The organism is Limnohabitans sp. MMS-10A-192 (assembly GCF_003063335.1).
GTDB lineage: Bacteria > Pseudomonadota > Gammaproteobacteria > Burkholderiales > Burkholderiaceae_C > Limnohabitans_A.
Window position 1 is genome coordinate 1 of sequence record NZ_NERX01000007.1, and the last position, 15141, is coordinate 15141.

Genomic DNA, 15141 nt, shown 5'->3' on the forward strand with positions numbered 1-15141 from the left:
CAAAACGAAAGGGGGCAAAAGCACCGAGCAGCTAAACTTATCCACAACCGAATAAGCCAATTCTTTAAAAACCAGTGGCTCAATATTCGATGCAAACACTGGCTCAGTTTGACTGGCTAATCAACACACTGCACTCAAGCCCGGATGGTCATTCAAGGCCTTTCTGACACAGCAAGCCGAAGCGGCCGGTCTTTGGACTGAAAAAGTTGATGGCTTCATTGCACGAGCATTTGGCAGCTACATGTTCTATCAAATCCTTATGCGCAGTGCCCTGCGTGTTGATGGCAACAGCAAGCCAGTTCATTGCTTCGTGCTCGATCACGAGATCGCAATGGGATTGATGGATTTCTTTGACGCACGTGCCCAGATCAAACAGATCAGTCCTTTTGCTTTAACCTGCATGAACAAGGCCCCTCGCAAGAAGACCAAGATCGCCATGACACCAGCAGAAAAGCAAAAGCGATACAGGCAACGCAAGGCCACACAGGCCAAGATGTCTGCAACATCAAGGGGTGTTGATTCCCCCGATAAAACATGACCGTTACTTTTTTCTCTTATATAGCTTTATAGAGATTTTCGTAACGGAATTTGACTTGTGATTTGCAGATGTATGTGTGAGATGTGTGATGTGACAGATCAGATGTCGTGTGAGGTGATCTGGTGTTGCGTGAACTGATTGAAGCTCAGTGCTACTGCCACTTATGAATGGAATGTGTCCGCGAAGCGATCCACTAAACAAGACAGAATGGGAAGTAACGCATTGAAGCTCAAATGACCAGAAACCCGCCAACTTGATGGGACACCAAACAGCCTCGGTTGCTCAATCCATAATGCCGAAAATAAAGTTGTGGACATCAACAACACACAGGAGTAATTGATGTCCGCACTCACAACATTGAAGCTGAGCACAGCTAAGAAATCCCAAGCAATGACACCCGCTGTTCATCGCCGTTTGAAGTTGGGCAAGAAGATTTGGGAGCAGATCGAGCTTGCAAAAGCCACAAGCGCTGGGGGCACATACACAGTGCGCCGCTTCAAGACTGTTCGCGATGAAGAGGGCAATAGCCGCAGCGTTGAATTGCCCAAAAAAGTTCGGCAATGGTGGTGGATCACAACGGATGGCAAGTTGGCCATGAACATTCGCTATGGCAGTCGCGTTATTGATCTGGCCAAGGGCAAGTCATCCATCGAAATGGCCACTGTGGATGACTTGGTGCCAACGCTTGAATTGGTCAAGAAGGCCGTGGAAGCAGGGGAGTTGGATGCGCAGATCGAAGCGGCCAGCATCAAGCTTCGAGAGGGCTTTGGCAAGTGATGGCCTGATTGATGCACTGTGGTTGTCGTTTTAAACGTCAATCGCAGTGCTGCTGATAAATACTTGATGCGATTTTATGAATTCAAACCCGTCAAACACATCAAGCCCTTAAGCCCACCAGAAGCCCGCCTGCACAAGCTAAAACACTCGGCTGAGCTGGCCAAGTCTGCCGTCAAGACCGAAAAAGACTTCCAGAAGCGTCAGAAAGCTTTGGTCAAACAGATCAAGCAGCAGGGCAAGGGGCGACCGACCAACAATCCCAATCAAACCTTGTGATTCGGAAAAACCGCATCAAAACCTTGGTTTCTTAAAGAAAGAACTGGCCTTTCTTTGTACACCATTCTTTTGGGGACGACAGGCATAGCTGTGATGGGTCGCGGCCAAATTTTGATTGATTCTTGAGTAGCACGTTGTAGAAAAATCCAGCGGATTCCATGTACTGAACTCAAACAGGCCCTTTCGCTTTATTGACTGCGCCAATAAGTTTTGCCAAATTTTTTGTGTGCGGAGCGTAGATATCCTCAAGTACACGCTCCAAGATATCGAACATATTGAAGACATCTTTTTTTTCAATCACACCAGCATGAGAGCCTGCATTACCTAGCCACTTAGCTGCTTTTAATGCTTGGCCTTGCTCAGGATGATTTTTTTCAAAAATTTCAATACGCATGTGTAGACTTAATCTTTCACGCCCGTTCTTTCCTTTTTTCGTTTTGGGGACTTTCAGTACATCAAGGAGACGCTCAACTGCTGATCTCAAGTGATTCGCTGATGATGCTGCATCACCCCAGAGTGATACAGCTGCGATTTTTAGTTCGTTTGTTACAGACTCAGGACACTTTTTCGGCAGAGGAATAATGGGAGGGGAGGGGTTAACGTAAGTAGGGAAATACCGGTCTTCATATTCAATCTCTTGAGCTTCCCAATTAGGGACTTCGATGACTTTGCCGATACCAGCAACTACCGATGTTTCTTGACACTCATTGTTATCACATTTAACGATTGCAACGAATCTGGTAATGATCCAGTCATAGTCAAACGCCTCTTCTTTATAGGCTTGGTTAGTGTCACCACTAAACTTTTTATGCAATGTTTCCGGCATAAGTCGAAGGTGTCCACCATTACAACGCGGGCAACGCCAGTTAGGTGCACGTGATTCGGATAATGGTTCATCAAAAAGAGTTCGATCAACTGGCATACATCAGCCTCTTAGTTCTTGGCAGAGAAATGTGCAAAATATTCACTAGCACCACACATCATCAAGCGGTTGGTCATCAACATCTGGAATTTGACGAAAATTTTCTAGCTGATTTGATGGCCAAGCACGTGAGCCAGCGAGGACACCTCAAGCAGCCAACCTTGACCACAGCGTCAGATCAATATTCACGAAAATTCAGCTGTGAACCGACAAAAGTTCCCTGATAATGCCATTCGCGATCTCAATTACCTCTTACTCGGCCTAGAATTTGGATTATAGATATTCGAATCTACGAATCAGCCAAGAATCTATTCAATCTCAAGGTTTACATTGCAGGACAAGGTGAAGCCAAATTTTCGGATCATCAGTGGTGGGAAAGAGCATTGCTGTTTCAGAATAGCAATCAAGACCAAGAGCGACCCCACTTTTGGCGAAACAGGTCACACTCACTCGATCAAGTTCTTTTTCTTTTATAGGCCAAAATGTGCACTTGTCCCAACCTCGAATCCTTGATATATCAATATTGAAAGACTCGTATCGCCCGGCATGTTTCACAATATTTCCAGAAAATGACAGTTGCAAAGTTGGCCAAGCCCAGCTCGATATTGAAAGGGTTGTTAAAAATAGTGCTATTATGAATTTCATGAAGTTGAATAACTAAAATTACCGCTTGGCGTAACCCATATTTGACATGCAACCATACACATGTCCAAATCTTTTGTAGTGATTACTATCTTCTGTATTGCCTTCGAGAATTATTGAAGGATTGGTTCGGCAATTAATACTTGAGGAAGATCCAGAGCAGTATGTAGAACCATTAATTATCTGCGTAGGATTTTTTATAAAACTGGGAGGGTATAAAGTTAACGCTTCATCGCTGCATCGATTAAGATTTGACTGAGTTGTCAATGGATGATCCCCTGCACGAGTCCAAGAACTAGCAAGAAATGGTGAGCTTGCACATGCGGTCAATGTAATGCAGTAAATTAAAATATTTAATTTTTTTATCATTGGTAACTTTCCGTAGATCAATACAACGATGCTATCGCCAAAAAATGTGTTGTCAATCTGCAAAGACCATCAAACCCAACCCTGCCGCCACACGCTGTCGTCCTGCAGCTCACGCCAAGCAATCACTTGCGCTGCCTTTGAAAAAACCGCTTCGATTTCCACCAACTCAATCGGATCGGTGGGCTGCTCGGGTTGGATCACCCGGCTGACCAAAAAGTGCTTTTGTTTGGCCACGGGTTTCACCGCCGTCCACTTGGTCAGCAGCAGTTTTTTGGGGTTCAGCGGGTTCATGGCTTGCTTTGCACTTCACGCGCCACCGCATCGGCCAGATCGATCACCGCCATGGCGTAGTAGCTGCTCCAGTTGTACCGGGTGATCGCATAGAAGTTTTCTGTGCCCGCCACATAGCTTGGGGCGTTGCTGCCATTGCGCAGTTCGATCAGAGCCAGGGGCCCGGGGTGCGCCAAGGCCGCGCCATTCAGGCCTGCGCCTTTGGCGGTGAAGCTGGCCACGCTGAAGGTGGGCAGGATGTCGGGTGCCAACAGGCTGTCCATGTCGGTTTGGGCGCTCAGGCTCACCGGGTAGTGCGTGGGCATGCCGGTGCGCCATTGAAAGGCTTTGAAGTAATTGGCCACTGAGCCAATCGCATCTGCGGTGCTGCCAAACAGGTCGATGCGGCCGTCGCCGTCAAAGTCCACCGCGTATTTGGCCCAACTGGATGGCATGAACTGTGGCAAGCCCATGGCACCGGCATAGCTGCCGCGAATCGCCAAGGGGTCTGCGCCGCTGCGCGCACTCAGTACCAAAAAGTGCTCCAGCTCGCTGCGGAAAAATGCCTGCCTTTCCGTGGCACGGGGGTGAGCCTGCGGGAAATGAAAGGCCAAGGTGCCCAGTGCATCCACCAAACGGAAGTTGCCGGTGTTTTGGCCATACAGGGTCTCTACGCCGATGATGCCGACCACGATGGCGGCGGGTACGCCAAATTCCCGTTCGGCCCTCTCAAGGGTGCTTTGGTGTTTGCGCCAAAATCGTGCGCCGGCTTGGATGCGTGTGGGCTCTATGAAGCGGGCGCTGTACGCAGACCAGTCTTTCGCCGTGGGTGAGGCGGGGGGCAGAACCAGTTTTTCCACCAAGGGCAGGCGTTGGGCGTGTGCCATTGTTCTTTGCAGCCACGAAGGGTCCAGTTGCAAGCGTGCTGCCGCTTCCTGGGCCCAGGCCATCACATGGATGTCATCGCTGAGGGGGGAGCCTGTGTGCTTCGTGCTGGGTTTGGCGTTGTGTGATTTGCCAGATTTGGCGTGCGTGCTGTTGTGTGGGGCCTTTTGGGCCAAGGCTGGGGGCGAGGTCAAAAACAGGGCTGCGCAAAGGCCGCCGATGAGGGGCAGTTGTTTGAGACTTGGATGGCGCAATGGCGTTTCAAAATGCATGCAGGCAGTTTAATGGCCGCCGGGCATGATTTGGCTCAGACTTGTGCAAGATGGCGCGTGATAAGCTGGGCCATCAATTCGAAAAATTCAAGAAAAGCAACAGTCCCGAGGGACTCCGCTTTGGCAGAAAGACAAGCCGTATGGGCGCTACAGGTTATTTCACTCACCCCCAGTGCATGAAGCACGAGATGGGCGCTGGCCACCCCGAATGCCCCGAGCGGCTCAGTGCCATTGAGGACCGCTTGTTGATCACCGGTCTGGACATGGCTTTGCAGCGCCGCGAGGCGGGACCGGCCGCACTGGCCGACATCGAGCTGGCCCATGGGCGCATGCACGTGGCCGCCCTGCGTGGCTTGAGTGACAACTTGCGCGACGACATGGCCGCCGGAGGCCCCAGCCATACCGCGCTGGATTCGGACACCTCGATCAACGTGCACACCTGGGATGCCGCCTTGGTTTCTGCGGGCGCGGCCATCGAGGCGACAGACGCCGTCATGGCGGGCGAATTGGAAAACGCCTTCTGCGCCACCCGCCCGCCGGGCCACCACGCTTGCCGCGACAAGGCCATGGGCTTTTGCTTTTTCAACAACGTGGCCATTGCGGCCAAGCACGCGGTGGAGCGCCACGGCCTGAAACGTGTGGCGATTGTCGACTTTGATGTGCACCACGGCAATGGCACCGAAGACATTGTGGCCGGAGATGAGCGGATCTTGATGGTCAGCTTTTTTCAGCACCCTTTTTACCCCGAGGGCGGCTCGCAATCGACCGCATCCAATCTGCTGAACTTGCCGGTGCCGGCCTACACCCGTGGCATGGACATTCGCGAGCTGGTCGACATGATGTGGATGCCCAGGCTGGAAGCGCACAAGCCCGAGCTGATTTTCATCAGTGCCGGTTTTGATGCCCACCGCGAAGACGATATGGGGCAAATGGGCCTGGTCGAGCAAGACTACGCTTGGATCACCCAGCGCATCAAGGATGTGGCCCTGCGCCATGCCCAGGGGCGCATCGTCAGTTGCCTGGAAGGCGGCTACAGCCTCAGCGCTCTGAGCCGCAGCGTGGAAGCGCATTTGAGGGTTCTGGCGGACGTGTGAGCGGCTGCCCAGCTTGCCGCAGGCCAGCCCTTCTTTGTGCACAATCGAGTGCATGAACTCACCAGCTGAAAACACCAACATCTTGCTGCACGAGCGCGATGCGCGCGGCGTGCACCGACTCACCCTCAACAGCCCCGCCAGCTTCAACACTCTGGGCGAGGCCATGCTGGAGGCCTTGCAAAGCGCGTTCCATCAGATTGCGCAAGACGCCGATGCGCGTGTCGTGGTCTTGGGGGCGACAGGCAAAGCTTTTTGCGCAGGCCACAACCTCAAGGAAATGCGTGCTCAGCCTGAGCTGGCGTATTACCAAAAGCTGTTTGCCCAGTGCACGCGCATGATGCTGTCCATTCAAAACTTGCCCGTGCCTGTGATCGCCAGAGTCCAAGGCGTGGCGACGGCGGCGGGTTGCCAGTTGGTGGCGCAATGTGATTTGGCGGTGGCCGCGCAGGGCGTTCAGTTTGGCGTCAATGGCATCGATGTCGGCTTGTTTTGCGCCACACCCAGCGTGCCGCTGGTGCGCAATATGCACGCCAAACAGGCCATGGAAATGTTGCTCACGGGCGGCTTTGTTTCGGCCGATGAGGCTTGCCAGCGCGGTTTGATCAATCGCGTGTCGCCACCGCAGGAGCTGGATGCCCGTGTGGATGAATTGGTGAATGCGATCCTGGCTAAACCCCGTGAAGCGGTGCGCATGGGCAAGCAGTTGTTTTACACGCAGCGCGAGATGGGCATCGAGGCGGCCTACCAGTTGGCCGGTCAAACCATGGCTTGCAACATGGTGCACGAGGTGGCGCAAGAGGGCGTTCAGGCCTTCATTGAGAAAAGGGATCCCTCATGGCGAATCTGAAAACCGTCCATGTGGCCGATCCCATGGCCTGGTTGGACTCCTTGGCTCGCCCAGAGTCATTGCAGGCATTGGCTGCCTTTGCCCTGTGTTTGTTTTTGGCCTGGATCATGGTTTGGGGTTTGCGGCGTTTGCTTCGCGGCCATGAGCTGAAGATTTTGCTGGGACACCAGTTGGTGGATGGGGTCTTGTTTCCCATCTTGTTGCTGGGCCTGACCTTTGTGGCGCGTACGCTGTTGACAGAGGATCATCCGCTTGCCGTGTTTGATATTTTGCTGCCCGTTTGCACATCTTTGGCCGTGATTCGCCTTGGGGTGAAGGTGCTCCAGGTGGCTTTTTCCGGTGCCGTCTTTGTGCGGGCGTTGGAGCGCACCATTTCGTGGCTGGCTTGGGCTTGTGTGGTTTTGTGGGTCACGGGCATCTTGCCCTTGGTGCTGGGTGAGCTCGACCAGATCCATTGGAAGTTGGGAGGCACCTTGGTCTCGGTGCGCACTTTGATCGAAGGCGCATTGACTGCCGGTGCTGTGCTGATCGTGGTGTTGTGGATTTCGGCGGCCATCGAAGCGCGCTTGCTCAAGTCGGCCACGGGCAGTGACTTGTCCTTGCGCAAAGTCATCAGCAACACCGTGCGAGCCATGCTCATGTTTGTGGGCTTGCTGATGGCGCTGTCTTCCGTGGGCATTGATTTGACGGCCTTGTCGGTGCTGGGCGGCGCTGTTGGCGTGGGCATTGGCTTCGGTCTGCAAAAGCTCGCGGCCAACTACGTCAGTGGTTTTGTGATCCTGGCCGAGCGCAGTGTGCGCATTGGCGATACGGTCAAAGTCGATGGCTTTGAAGGCCGGATCACAGACATCAAGGCCCGCTACACCGTGATTCGATCGCCCAATGGCCGTGAGTCCATCGTGCCCAACGAGTTGATGATCACCCAGCGCGTGGAGAACATGACCTTGAGTGACGCCAAACTGGCACAGACAGTGATTGTGCTGGTGGCCTACGATTCACCGGTCGATCAGGTCATCGGCCTTTTGTTGCAGGCGTGCTCGTCACAAGAGCGTGTCCTGGCTGATCCCGCCCCTTCTGTCGCTTTGTCAGCCTTTGGCGCTGATGGACTGGAATTCACGGTCAGTTATTGGTTTGAAGACCCTGCCAGTGGTTTGCTCAATTTGAAGTCCGACATTCATCTGGCCATCTTGAAAGCCCTGAAGGCACACCAGATCGAAATTCCTTATCCACAGCGTGTGGTGCACCTGCAATCTCCCCCCTGATGCCAATTGGAGAGCGTCAGAAAAAAGGCTCGCCTGTGGCGAGCCTTTTTCTTGGGCATGTTTTCGTTCAATCCATCATGGACGGCAGCCACAGGCTCAGGCCGGGGAATGCCAACAAAATGCCCAAGGTGACGATGAGCACCAGCACCAGTGGCCAGACGCCACGGAAGATGGTCAGCAAGCCGACTTTGGGCAACAAGGTGTTGAGCACAAACAGGTTCATGCCCACAGGGGGTGAAATCAGGCCGATCTGAATGACCATCACGATCAGCACGCCGAACCACACCGGATCAAAGCCCAGTTGAATCACGATCGGGAAAAACAGTGGAATGGTCAACAGCACCATGGTGAGCTCTTCCATCACCGTGCCCAAGAGGATGTAGATCAGCATCATGGCCGCCACGATCATGATGGGCGACAGGCCCAAATGGGTGATCCATTCTTTGAGCTCCATGGGCATGCTGGTGAAGTTCACGAAGTTGGCAAAAATCGTCGCAGCGATCAGCAAGGTGAACAGCATGGCGGTGGTTCGCGCCGATTCAACCAGCACCTGGAACAATGTTTTCCAGCTGAGGGCCCGTCGGGCCAGCGCAAACAAGAACGCGCCCATGGCCCCCATGCCGGCGCCTTCTGTGGCCGTGAAAAAGCCGCCATAAATGCCGCCCAAGACAACGACCACCAGCAACAAAACGCCCCAGATGCCGCGCAAAGCTGCCCAGCGCTCGGACCAACTGAACTTTTCGCCTGCGGGCGCGTGCTCGGGGTTGCGCGAGGTCATGATGACCACGGCCACCATCATCAGCGCAGCCGTCAACACACCAGGGATCACGCCGGCAGCAAACAGTTTGCCAATGTGTGTCTCGGTGATGATGCCGTAGATCACCATGATGGTTGAGGGTGGAATCATGATGCCCAAAGTGCCGCCGGCGGCGATCACGCCGGTGGACATGGCGTCGCTGTAGCCCAGTTTTTTCATGGACGGGTAGGCCACTTTGCTCATGGTGGCGGCGGTGGCAATGGACGAGCCACAAATGGCACCAAAACCTGCACAGGCAGCGATGGTGGCATGCGCCAGACCACCACGGCGGTGACCGATGAAGGTGTAGGCGGCGTGAAACAGTTCGTGCGCCAGACCTGCACGGGCCACGAAGTTGCCCATCAAGATGAACAAGGGGATGACCGACAAGGTGTAGGCAAAACCGGTGTCATAGACCACTTGTGCGGTGCTGGCCATGGCGGGGATCCAGCCGCGGGTCAAGCCAATGCCCACCAGGCCAACCAGGCCCATTGAAAAGGCCAGGGGAATGCGCAACAGGGCCAGAACAAAAATGGCCGAAAATCCAATCAGGGCTTCAATCACAGGGCGCCTCCTTCGGTTTCTTCATGATCCAGTGGGCGCAGCATCAGGCTCAGATGGATGAGGCCGGTGAAGCCGCACAGCAAGCCCATGCCGTAAATGAAAGGCGCTTTCAAAATTTTGAGTTGGGCGGTGGTTTCGCCACTGGCCATGAAATCCGTACCGGTTTGCCACATCAGCCAGCCCAGCGCCATCAGGGCTGCCGCACACAGCAGATGCACCAAGGCCCTTTGAACTCTTTTCAGGGCATCGGGCACGAGTGCATCCAAAGAGTCGAACACCACATGTTCACCGCGCTCTGAGACAAGGGGGAGGGCGCCAAAGATCACCACCACCATCAAAAGTTCGGTCAACTCCAGCGATCCGGTGATGGAGTGGTTGAGCATTTTTCGACCACTCACGTCCAAGAAGGTGAGCACCATGATGGCAAAAAGCGCCAGTCCGGCCAAAATGCCGCAGACCGTTTCCAATAGTTTTTTCAAAATCATTCCTTCATGAAAAAAAGCGGTACCCACCGGTTAGGGCAGATACCGCTGCGGGCTGAAGTCTAGTTCAGCCGACCAGCCTGGGTGAAGGTCCGGTTTACTTTTCGAGTTTGGCGATCTCTGCGCGGAATTCGCTGAGCACTTTCGCCGGGTTCTTCAGGCCTTTGGCTTCAGCTGCTTTGATCCAGCCTTGCTCCAAGGGGGCGGTCTTGGATTTGATGTCGGCCACAAATTTGGCGTCTGCCTTGGTCACTTGCACGCCGTTGACTTGCATCAACGCGAAAGCACGGCGGTCCACTTTGTCCCAGCCACGGCCAAAGATGCGCGCTGCGGTTTCGCCAGAAATGGCGTCCACTGCCTTTTTGTCTTCGGCCGACAATTTGTCGTACTTGGCTTGGTTCATCATGAACACGAAGCTGGTGTTGTACAGGCCACCTGGGAAGGTGGTGGCGTGCTTGATGATTTTGTCGATGCGGAACGACTCGGTGGACTCGGCCGGGAAGAGGGTGCCGTCCATCACACCGCTGGACAACAACTCATAGGAGTCGGGTGCGGGCTTCAAGGTGGCGTTCATGCCCAATGTTTTGGAGATGTCGTTCACCATACCGCCGCCCACGCGGAACTTCAGGCCACTCAGGTCGTCTGTCTTGGCAATGGGGCGCTTGGTGTTGAACACAATGCCAGGACCATGAGAGAACAGGGTCAGGACTTTGACGCCCTGGTGTTCCGCCGCGAATTCAGGGTTTTTGCCAGACACGCGGCTCAAGGCCACGGAGATGGTCTCTGCGCTGTTGCCCAAGAAAGGCAGCTCGGTCATCTGTGTCATGACAAAACGGCCGGGTGTGTAGCCATGGACGGTGTAGGACAGGTCGGCCAAACCGTTTTTGATGGCGTCATAAGTGCCCGGTGCAGGCGATACGCCTCGCGGCAGCATGTTGCACTTGATGCGGCCTTTGGTGTTTTCTGTCAGCAGATCGCACCACTCTTTTTGCGCCATGCTGGCGGTGTGTGTGGGGGGCAGCCAGCTGGAGACCGTCAAAACGGTTTGCGCTTGTGCAACGCCAGCGATGCTGGTCAAGGCCAAAGCTGCCATGGAAATCAGGGTTTTCTTCATCAGAATGCTCCATCAAATTGGTTACAAAACATAATCTAATCGCTCTTTGCCCAGAACTGAATCCATGCTTACCCTGATTCCCCGACTCCTTGGTCGGGAAATTCCAGAGGGTAGGATGTTTCCAAATTCATCGCGAGGGATTAAAAAACCCGAACGACCGTGCTTTTTTACCGATAATGTCTCGTCTTGCAAAGTGTTTTGATGCACAATTGACGTTTACGTCAACGTCAACTCTTTCAGTGGCGTGCATGTGATCGTCAACGGTTTTGATCTTTCAATGGAGAAGCTTTCATGAAAATTCTGGTTCCCGTGAAGCGGGTGGTGGACTACAACGTCAAAGTGCGCGTCAAGTCCGACGGTTCCGGTGTGGACATTGCCAACGTCAAGATGAGCATGAACCCCTTTGACGAGATTGCCGTTGAAGAAGCTGTTCGCCTGAAAGAAAAAGGTTTTGCCACCGAAGTCATCGCCGTGTCTTGCGGCGTGGCCCAGTGCCAGGAAACCCTGCGCACCGCCATGGCCATCGGCGCAGACCGCGGCATCTTGGTCGAGACCCCTGCTGACCTGGACCTGCAGCCCCTGGCAGTGGCCAAGCTGCTCAAGGCGCTGGTGGACAAAGAGCAACCCGGCCTGATCATTTTGGGCAAACAAGCAATTGACGACGACTGCAACCAAACCGGCCAGATGCTGGCGGCTTTGGCTGATTTGCCCCAAGCGACTTTTGCCTCCAAGGTCGAGATCGTTGACGGCAAAGCCCAGGTGACCCGCGAGATCGATGGCGGTCTGGAAGTGCTGTCCATCAGCCTGCCTGCCGTGGTGACCACCGACTTGCGCCTGAACGAGCCGCGTTATGTGACGCTGCCCAACATCATGAAAGCCAAGAAAAAGCAGCTGGACAACTTCAAGCCGGAAGACTTGGGCGTCGATGTGGCCCCCCGCATCAAGACCCTCAAGGTGATGGAGCCTGCCAAGCGCAGCGCCGGCATCAAGGTGCCCGATGTCGGCACCCTGGTGGACAAGCTCAAGAACGTGGCCAAAGTGATCTAAGGACTGAAGAACATGACCTCCCTCGTTATTGCAGAACACGACAACGCATCCATCAAAGGCGCGACCCTGAACACCGTGACCGCTGCCGCCGCTTGCGGTGGTGACGTGCACGTGCTGGTGGCTGGCCACAACGCAGGCGCTGCGGCCGCTGCTGCTGCCCAGATCGCAGGCGTGGCCAAAGTGATCCACGCCGACAGCGAAGCCCTGGCACACGGCTTGGCCGAGAACGTCGCAGCCCAGGTGCTGGCCATCGCTGGCAACTACAGCCACATCTTGTTCCCAGCCACTGCGGCTGGCAAAAACGTGGCCCCCCGCGTGGCAGCCAAGCTCGATGTAGCGCAAATCAGCGATGTGACCCAAGTCATCTCGGCCGACACCTTCGAGCGCCCAATCTACGCCGGTAACGCCATCGCCACCGTGCAAAGCACCGACGGCACCAAAGTCATCACCGTGCGCACCACAGGCTTTGACGCTGCAGCCGCCACCGGTGGCGCAGCAGCCGTTGAAAGCGCAGCCGCCCAAGCCGACAGCGGCAAGAGCAGCTTCACGCGCAGCGAGATCGCCAAGAACGACCGCCCCGAGTTGACCGCCGCCAAGATCATCGTCTCCGGTGGCCGCGCATTGGGCAGTTCGGAAAAGTTCAACGAAGTGATGACGCCCTTGGCCGACAAGCTGGGCGCAGCGATTGGCGCCAGCCGCGCCGCAGTCGATGCAGGCTACGCCGCCAACGACCTGCAAGTGGGCCAAACCGGCAAGATCGTTGCACCTCAGCTGTACATCGCCGCAGGCATCTCGGGTGCGATCCAGCACTTGGCCGGCATGAAGGATTCCAAAGTGATCGTGGCGATCAACAAGGACCCTGAAGCCCCGATCTTCAGCGTGGCGGACTTTGGCCTCGAAGCCGATTTGTTTGCCGCTGTGCCTGAATTGACCCAGGCCCTCTGATTTTTCAGCACCTCACAAAAGGCATCGTTCGCGATGCCTTTTTTGTAATTTCACACAGACTTACCGGAGACTTTCATGAGCTACACCGCCCCCCTCAAGGACATGCTGTTCAACATCGAGCACCTGGCCCGCATCGACCAGATCGCGCAGATTCCCGGTTTTGAAGACGCCGGTCTGGAAACCGCGCAAGCGGTGCTTGAAGAGTGCGGCAAGCTCAACACGGAAGTGATTGCGCCACTGAACTGGGAAGGCGACAAGAACCCGTCTTTCCACCACAGCGGCAACCAGGTCACAACCACACCGGGCTTCAAGGAAGCCTACAAACAGTTCACCGAAGGTGGCTGGCAAAGCCTGCAGCACCCGGCCGAGTTTGGTGGTCAGGGCCTGCCCAAAACCATCGGCGCCGCTTGCGGCGAAATGCTCAACTCGGCCAACATGAGCTTTGCCCTGTGCCCCATGCTGACCGACGGCGCCATCGAGGCGCTGCTCACGGCCGGCTCGGACGACATGAAGGCCAAGTACCTCGAAAAACTCATCTCGGGTGAGTGGACCGGCACCATGAACCTGACCGAACCCCAAGCGGGCTCGGACTTGGCTGCCGTGCGCACCCGCGCCGAACCCCAGCCCGACGGCACCTACAAAGTCTTTGGCACCAAGATTTACATCACCTACGGTGAGCACGACATGGCCGAGAACATCATCCATCTGGTGTTGGCCCGTGTGCAGGGCGCGCCCGAAGGCGTCAAGGGCATCAGCCTGTTTGTGGTGCCCAAATTCATGGTCAATGCCGATGGCTCATTGGGCGAGCGCAACGACGTGCATTGCGTCTCCATCGAACACAAGATGGGCATCAAGGCCAGCCCCACAGCGGTGCTGCAATACGGCGACCACGGCGGTGCCATCGGCTTCCTGGTGGGCGAAGAAAACCGTGGCCTGGAGTACATGTTCATCATGATGAACGCCGCCCGCTATGCGGTGGGCGTGCAGGGCATCTCGATCGCCGAGCGTGCTTACCAGCATGCCGTGCAATACGCCCGCGACCGTGTGCAAAGCCGCCCGGTCGACGGCAGCTTGCCGGCAGCTGGCCCCATCATTCACCACCCCGATGTGCGCCGCATGCTGATGACCATGCGCGCCTACACCGAAGGCTGCCGTTCGCTGGCCTCGGTCGCCGCCGCTGCCTACGACGCCGCGCACCACCACCCCGATGCCGAAGTGCGCAAGCAAAACCAGTCTTTCTATGAATTCATGGTGCCGCTGGTCAAGGGCTACAGCACCGAGATGAGCCTGGAAGTCACCAGCCTGGGTGTGCAGGTGCACGGCGGCATGGGCTTCATCGAAGAAACCGGCTGCGCCCAGTACTACCGCGATGCCAAGATCCTGACCATTTACGAAGGCACCACCGCCATCCAGGCCAACGACCTGGTGGGTCGCAAGACCTCGCGTGACGGTGGCCAAACCGCCAAAGCCCTGGCCGATCAAGTGGCCCAAACCGAGGCGCAACTGGTGGCATCCGGCAACGCAGACGCGCTGGCCATGGCCCGCCGCTTGAAGGCCGCCCGCGAAGCCTTTGTGGACGTGGTCAACTTCGTGGCAGGCAACACCAAGGCCAAGCCCAACGACGTGTTTGCAGGCAGCGTGCCTTACCTCATGCTCACCGGCAACCTGATGGCGGGCTGGCAGATGGGCCGTGCCTTGTTGGTGGCCCTGACGCCCGAGGCGCAAGCCCAAGACGCCGCTTTCATGGCCAGCAAGGTCACGACAGCGCGTTTCTATGCCGACCACATTCTGTCCAAGGTGCCCGGTATCCGCGACAGCATCGTCGAAGGTGCAGGCAGCGTGACCGAGTTGGCGCTGGACGCGTTTTGATCGCTTGGCGAGTGCCGCTCTTTGTCATGCCGGACTTGATCCGGCATCCATTTCTGTAGATCAAACCGCTCATGCATCCCGGGTCTTCGCCCGGGATGACAGACTGGGTCCTTGGGCTGGCGATTCTCAATGGCGTCCCTGCAAGGGCCCGAAGCAGGTGAAATCCATTT

The 15141-nt window shown here is 55.6% G+C and carries 15 protein-coding genes; 9 read left to right on the forward strand and 6 right to left on the reverse strand.

Translation table 11 applies throughout. From position 1 onward, the window contains the following. Window positions 1-241: 241 nt before the first annotated feature. The 3 genes from B9Z43_RS13670 to B9Z43_RS13680 all read left to right on the forward strand — a co-directional run bounded on the left by B9Z43_RS13670 (window position 242) and on the right by B9Z43_RS13680 (window position 1591). Window positions 242-538, forward strand: a complete 297-nt coding sequence (locus B9Z43_RS13670; RefSeq protein ID WP_108326511.1) for a hypothetical protein — start codon at window positions 242-244, stop codon at window positions 536-538. 339 nt (window positions 539-877) lie between these two features. Then, a complete protein-coding gene (locus B9Z43_RS13675; RefSeq protein WP_108326512.1) occupies window positions 878-1315 on the forward strand; it encodes a DUF6641 family protein in 438 nt (145 codons plus the stop codon). An 18-nt stretch (window positions 1316-1333) separates the two neighbouring features. Continuing rightward, entirely contained in the window at window positions 1334-1591 is a 258-nt protein-coding gene (locus B9Z43_RS13680) for a hypothetical protein (protein WP_146183931.1), read from the forward strand. 169 nt (window positions 1592-1760) lie between these two features. On the opposite strand, the gene B9Z43_RS13685 is transcribed toward B9Z43_RS13680, so the two are convergent. The 3 genes from B9Z43_RS13685 to mltB all read right to left on the reverse strand — a co-directional run bounded on the left by B9Z43_RS13685 (window position 1761) and on the right by mltB (window position 4951). Next, window positions 1761-2513 (reverse strand): DUF4145 domain-containing protein, encoded by a 753-nt coding sequence (locus B9Z43_RS13685; protein ID WP_108326514.1) that lies wholly within the window; start codon window positions 2511-2513, stop codon window positions 1761-1763. A gap of 1080 nt (window positions 2514-3593) precedes the next feature. Then, window positions 3594-3815 carry a TIGR02450 family Trp-rich protein gene (locus B9Z43_RS13690; RefSeq protein ID WP_108326515.1) on the reverse strand — a complete coding sequence of 74 codons (222 nt, stop codon included), beginning with the start codon at window positions 3813-3815 and terminating at the stop codon, window positions 3594-3596. Further along, window positions 3812-4951: a lytic murein transglycosylase B gene (gene mltB / locus B9Z43_RS13695; RefSeq protein WP_233253968.1), complete on the reverse strand. Its 1140-nt coding sequence runs from the start codon at window positions 4949-4951 to the stop codon at window positions 3812-3814. Before mltB ends, B9Z43_RS13690 begins: the two co-directional genes overlap by 4 nt. Before the next feature lie 140 nt (window positions 4952-5091). Here mltB and B9Z43_RS13700 point away from each other — a divergent pair, with 140 nt between their 5' ends. From B9Z43_RS13700 to B9Z43_RS13710, 3 genes are read left to right on the forward strand one after another with little or no spacing between them, the layout of a single operon-like run. Further along, entirely contained in the window at window positions 5092-6045 is a 954-nt protein-coding gene (locus B9Z43_RS13700; protein WP_108326689.1) for a histone deacetylase family protein, read from the forward strand. A 52-nt stretch (window positions 6046-6097) separates the two neighbouring features. Next, a complete protein-coding gene (locus tag B9Z43_RS13705; RefSeq protein ID WP_108326516.1) occupies window positions 6098-6892 on the forward strand; it encodes an enoyl-CoA hydratase in 795 nt (264 codons plus the stop codon). Then, window positions 6880-8154, forward strand: a complete 1275-nt coding sequence (locus tag B9Z43_RS13710; RefSeq protein WP_108326517.1) for a mechanosensitive ion channel family protein — start codon at window positions 6880-6882, stop codon at window positions 8152-8154. The genes B9Z43_RS13705 and B9Z43_RS13710 overlap by 13 nt, the downstream gene beginning before the upstream one ends. A gap of 67 nt (window positions 8155-8221) precedes the next feature. On the opposite strand, the gene B9Z43_RS13715 is transcribed toward B9Z43_RS13710, so the two are convergent. The 3 genes from B9Z43_RS13715 to B9Z43_RS13725 all read right to left on the reverse strand — a co-directional run bounded on the left by B9Z43_RS13715 (window position 8222) and on the right by B9Z43_RS13725 (window position 11110). Beyond that, a complete protein-coding gene (locus tag B9Z43_RS13715; RefSeq protein WP_108326518.1) occupies window positions 8222-9514 on the reverse strand; it encodes a TRAP transporter large permease in 1293 nt (430 codons plus the stop codon). Next, window positions 9511-9999, reverse strand: a complete 489-nt coding sequence (locus B9Z43_RS13720) for a TRAP transporter small permease (RefSeq protein WP_108326519.1) — start codon at window positions 9997-9999, stop codon at window positions 9511-9513. The genes B9Z43_RS13715 and B9Z43_RS13720 overlap by 4 nt, the downstream gene beginning before the upstream one ends. 94 nt (window positions 10000-10093) lie before the next feature. Then, window positions 10094-11110 carry a TRAP transporter substrate-binding protein gene (locus B9Z43_RS13725; protein ID WP_108326520.1) on the reverse strand — a complete coding sequence of 339 codons (1017 nt, stop codon included), beginning with the start codon at window positions 11108-11110 and terminating at the stop codon, window positions 10094-10096. 291 nt (window positions 11111-11401) lie between these two features. Here B9Z43_RS13725 and B9Z43_RS13730 point away from each other — a divergent pair, with 291 nt between their 5' ends. The 3 genes from B9Z43_RS13730 to B9Z43_RS13740 all read left to right on the forward strand — a co-directional run bounded on the left by B9Z43_RS13730 (window position 11402) and on the right by B9Z43_RS13740 (window position 14971). Then, window positions 11402-12157, forward strand: a complete 756-nt coding sequence (locus B9Z43_RS13730) for an electron transfer flavoprotein subunit beta/FixA family protein (RefSeq protein ID WP_108326521.1) — start codon at window positions 11402-11404, stop codon at window positions 12155-12157. A gap of 12 nt (window positions 12158-12169) precedes the next feature. After that, the gene (locus tag B9Z43_RS13735; protein ID WP_108326522.1) at window positions 12170-13102 is read left to right on the forward strand and encodes an electron transfer flavoprotein subunit alpha/FixB family protein; all 933 of its coding nucleotides are present in this window, start codon (window positions 12170-12172) and stop codon (window positions 13100-13102) included. A gap of 75 nt (window positions 13103-13177) precedes the next feature. Further along, a complete protein-coding gene (locus tag B9Z43_RS13740) occupies window positions 13178-14971 on the forward strand; it encodes an acyl-CoA dehydrogenase (RefSeq protein WP_108326523.1) in 1794 nt (597 codons plus the stop codon). Window positions 14972-15141: the final 170 nt, after the last annotated feature.

Coding starts and splice junctions, on each gene's coding strand:
- B9Z43_RS13670 (WP_108326511.1), top strand. CDS start 242: ATGTTCTATCAAATCCTTATGCGCAGTGCCCTGCGTGTTGATGGCAAC.
- B9Z43_RS13675 (WP_108326512.1), top strand. CDS start 878: ATGTCCGCACTCACAACATTGAAGCTGAGCACAGCTAAGAAATCCCAA.
- B9Z43_RS13685 (WP_108326514.1), bottom strand. CDS start 2,513: ATGCCAGTTGATCGAACTCTTTTTGATGAACCATTATCCGAATCACGT.
- B9Z43_RS13690 (WP_108326515.1), bottom strand. CDS start 3,815: ATGAACCCGCTGAACCCCAAAAAACTGCTGCTGACCAAGTGGACGGCG.
- mltB (WP_233253968.1), bottom strand. CDS start 4,951: ATGCATTTTGAAACGCCATTGCGCCATCCAAGTCTCAAACAACTGCCC.
- B9Z43_RS13700 (WP_108326689.1), top strand. CDS start 5,092: ATGGGCGCTACAGGTTATTTCACTCACCCCCAGTGCATGAAGCACGAG.
- B9Z43_RS13705 (WP_108326516.1), top strand. CDS start 6,098: ATGAACTCACCAGCTGAAAACACCAACATCTTGCTGCACGAGCGCGAT.
- B9Z43_RS13710 (WP_108326517.1), top strand. CDS start 6,880: ATGGCGAATCTGAAAACCGTCCATGTGGCCGATCCCATGGCCTGGTTG.
- B9Z43_RS13720 (WP_108326519.1), bottom strand. CDS start 9,999: ATGATTTTGAAAAAACTATTGGAAACGGTCTGCGGCATTTTGGCCGGA.
- B9Z43_RS13725 (WP_108326520.1), bottom strand. CDS start 11,110: ATGAAGAAAACCCTGATTTCCATGGCAGCTTTGGCCTTGACCAGCATC.
- B9Z43_RS13730 (WP_108326521.1), top strand. CDS start 11,402: ATGAAAATTCTGGTTCCCGTGAAGCGGGTGGTGGACTACAACGTCAAA.
- B9Z43_RS13735 (WP_108326522.1), top strand. CDS start 12,170: ATGACCTCCCTCGTTATTGCAGAACACGACAACGCATCCATCAAAGGC.
- B9Z43_RS13740 (WP_108326523.1), top strand. CDS start 13,178: ATGAGCTACACCGCCCCCCTCAAGGACATGCTGTTCAACATCGAGCAC.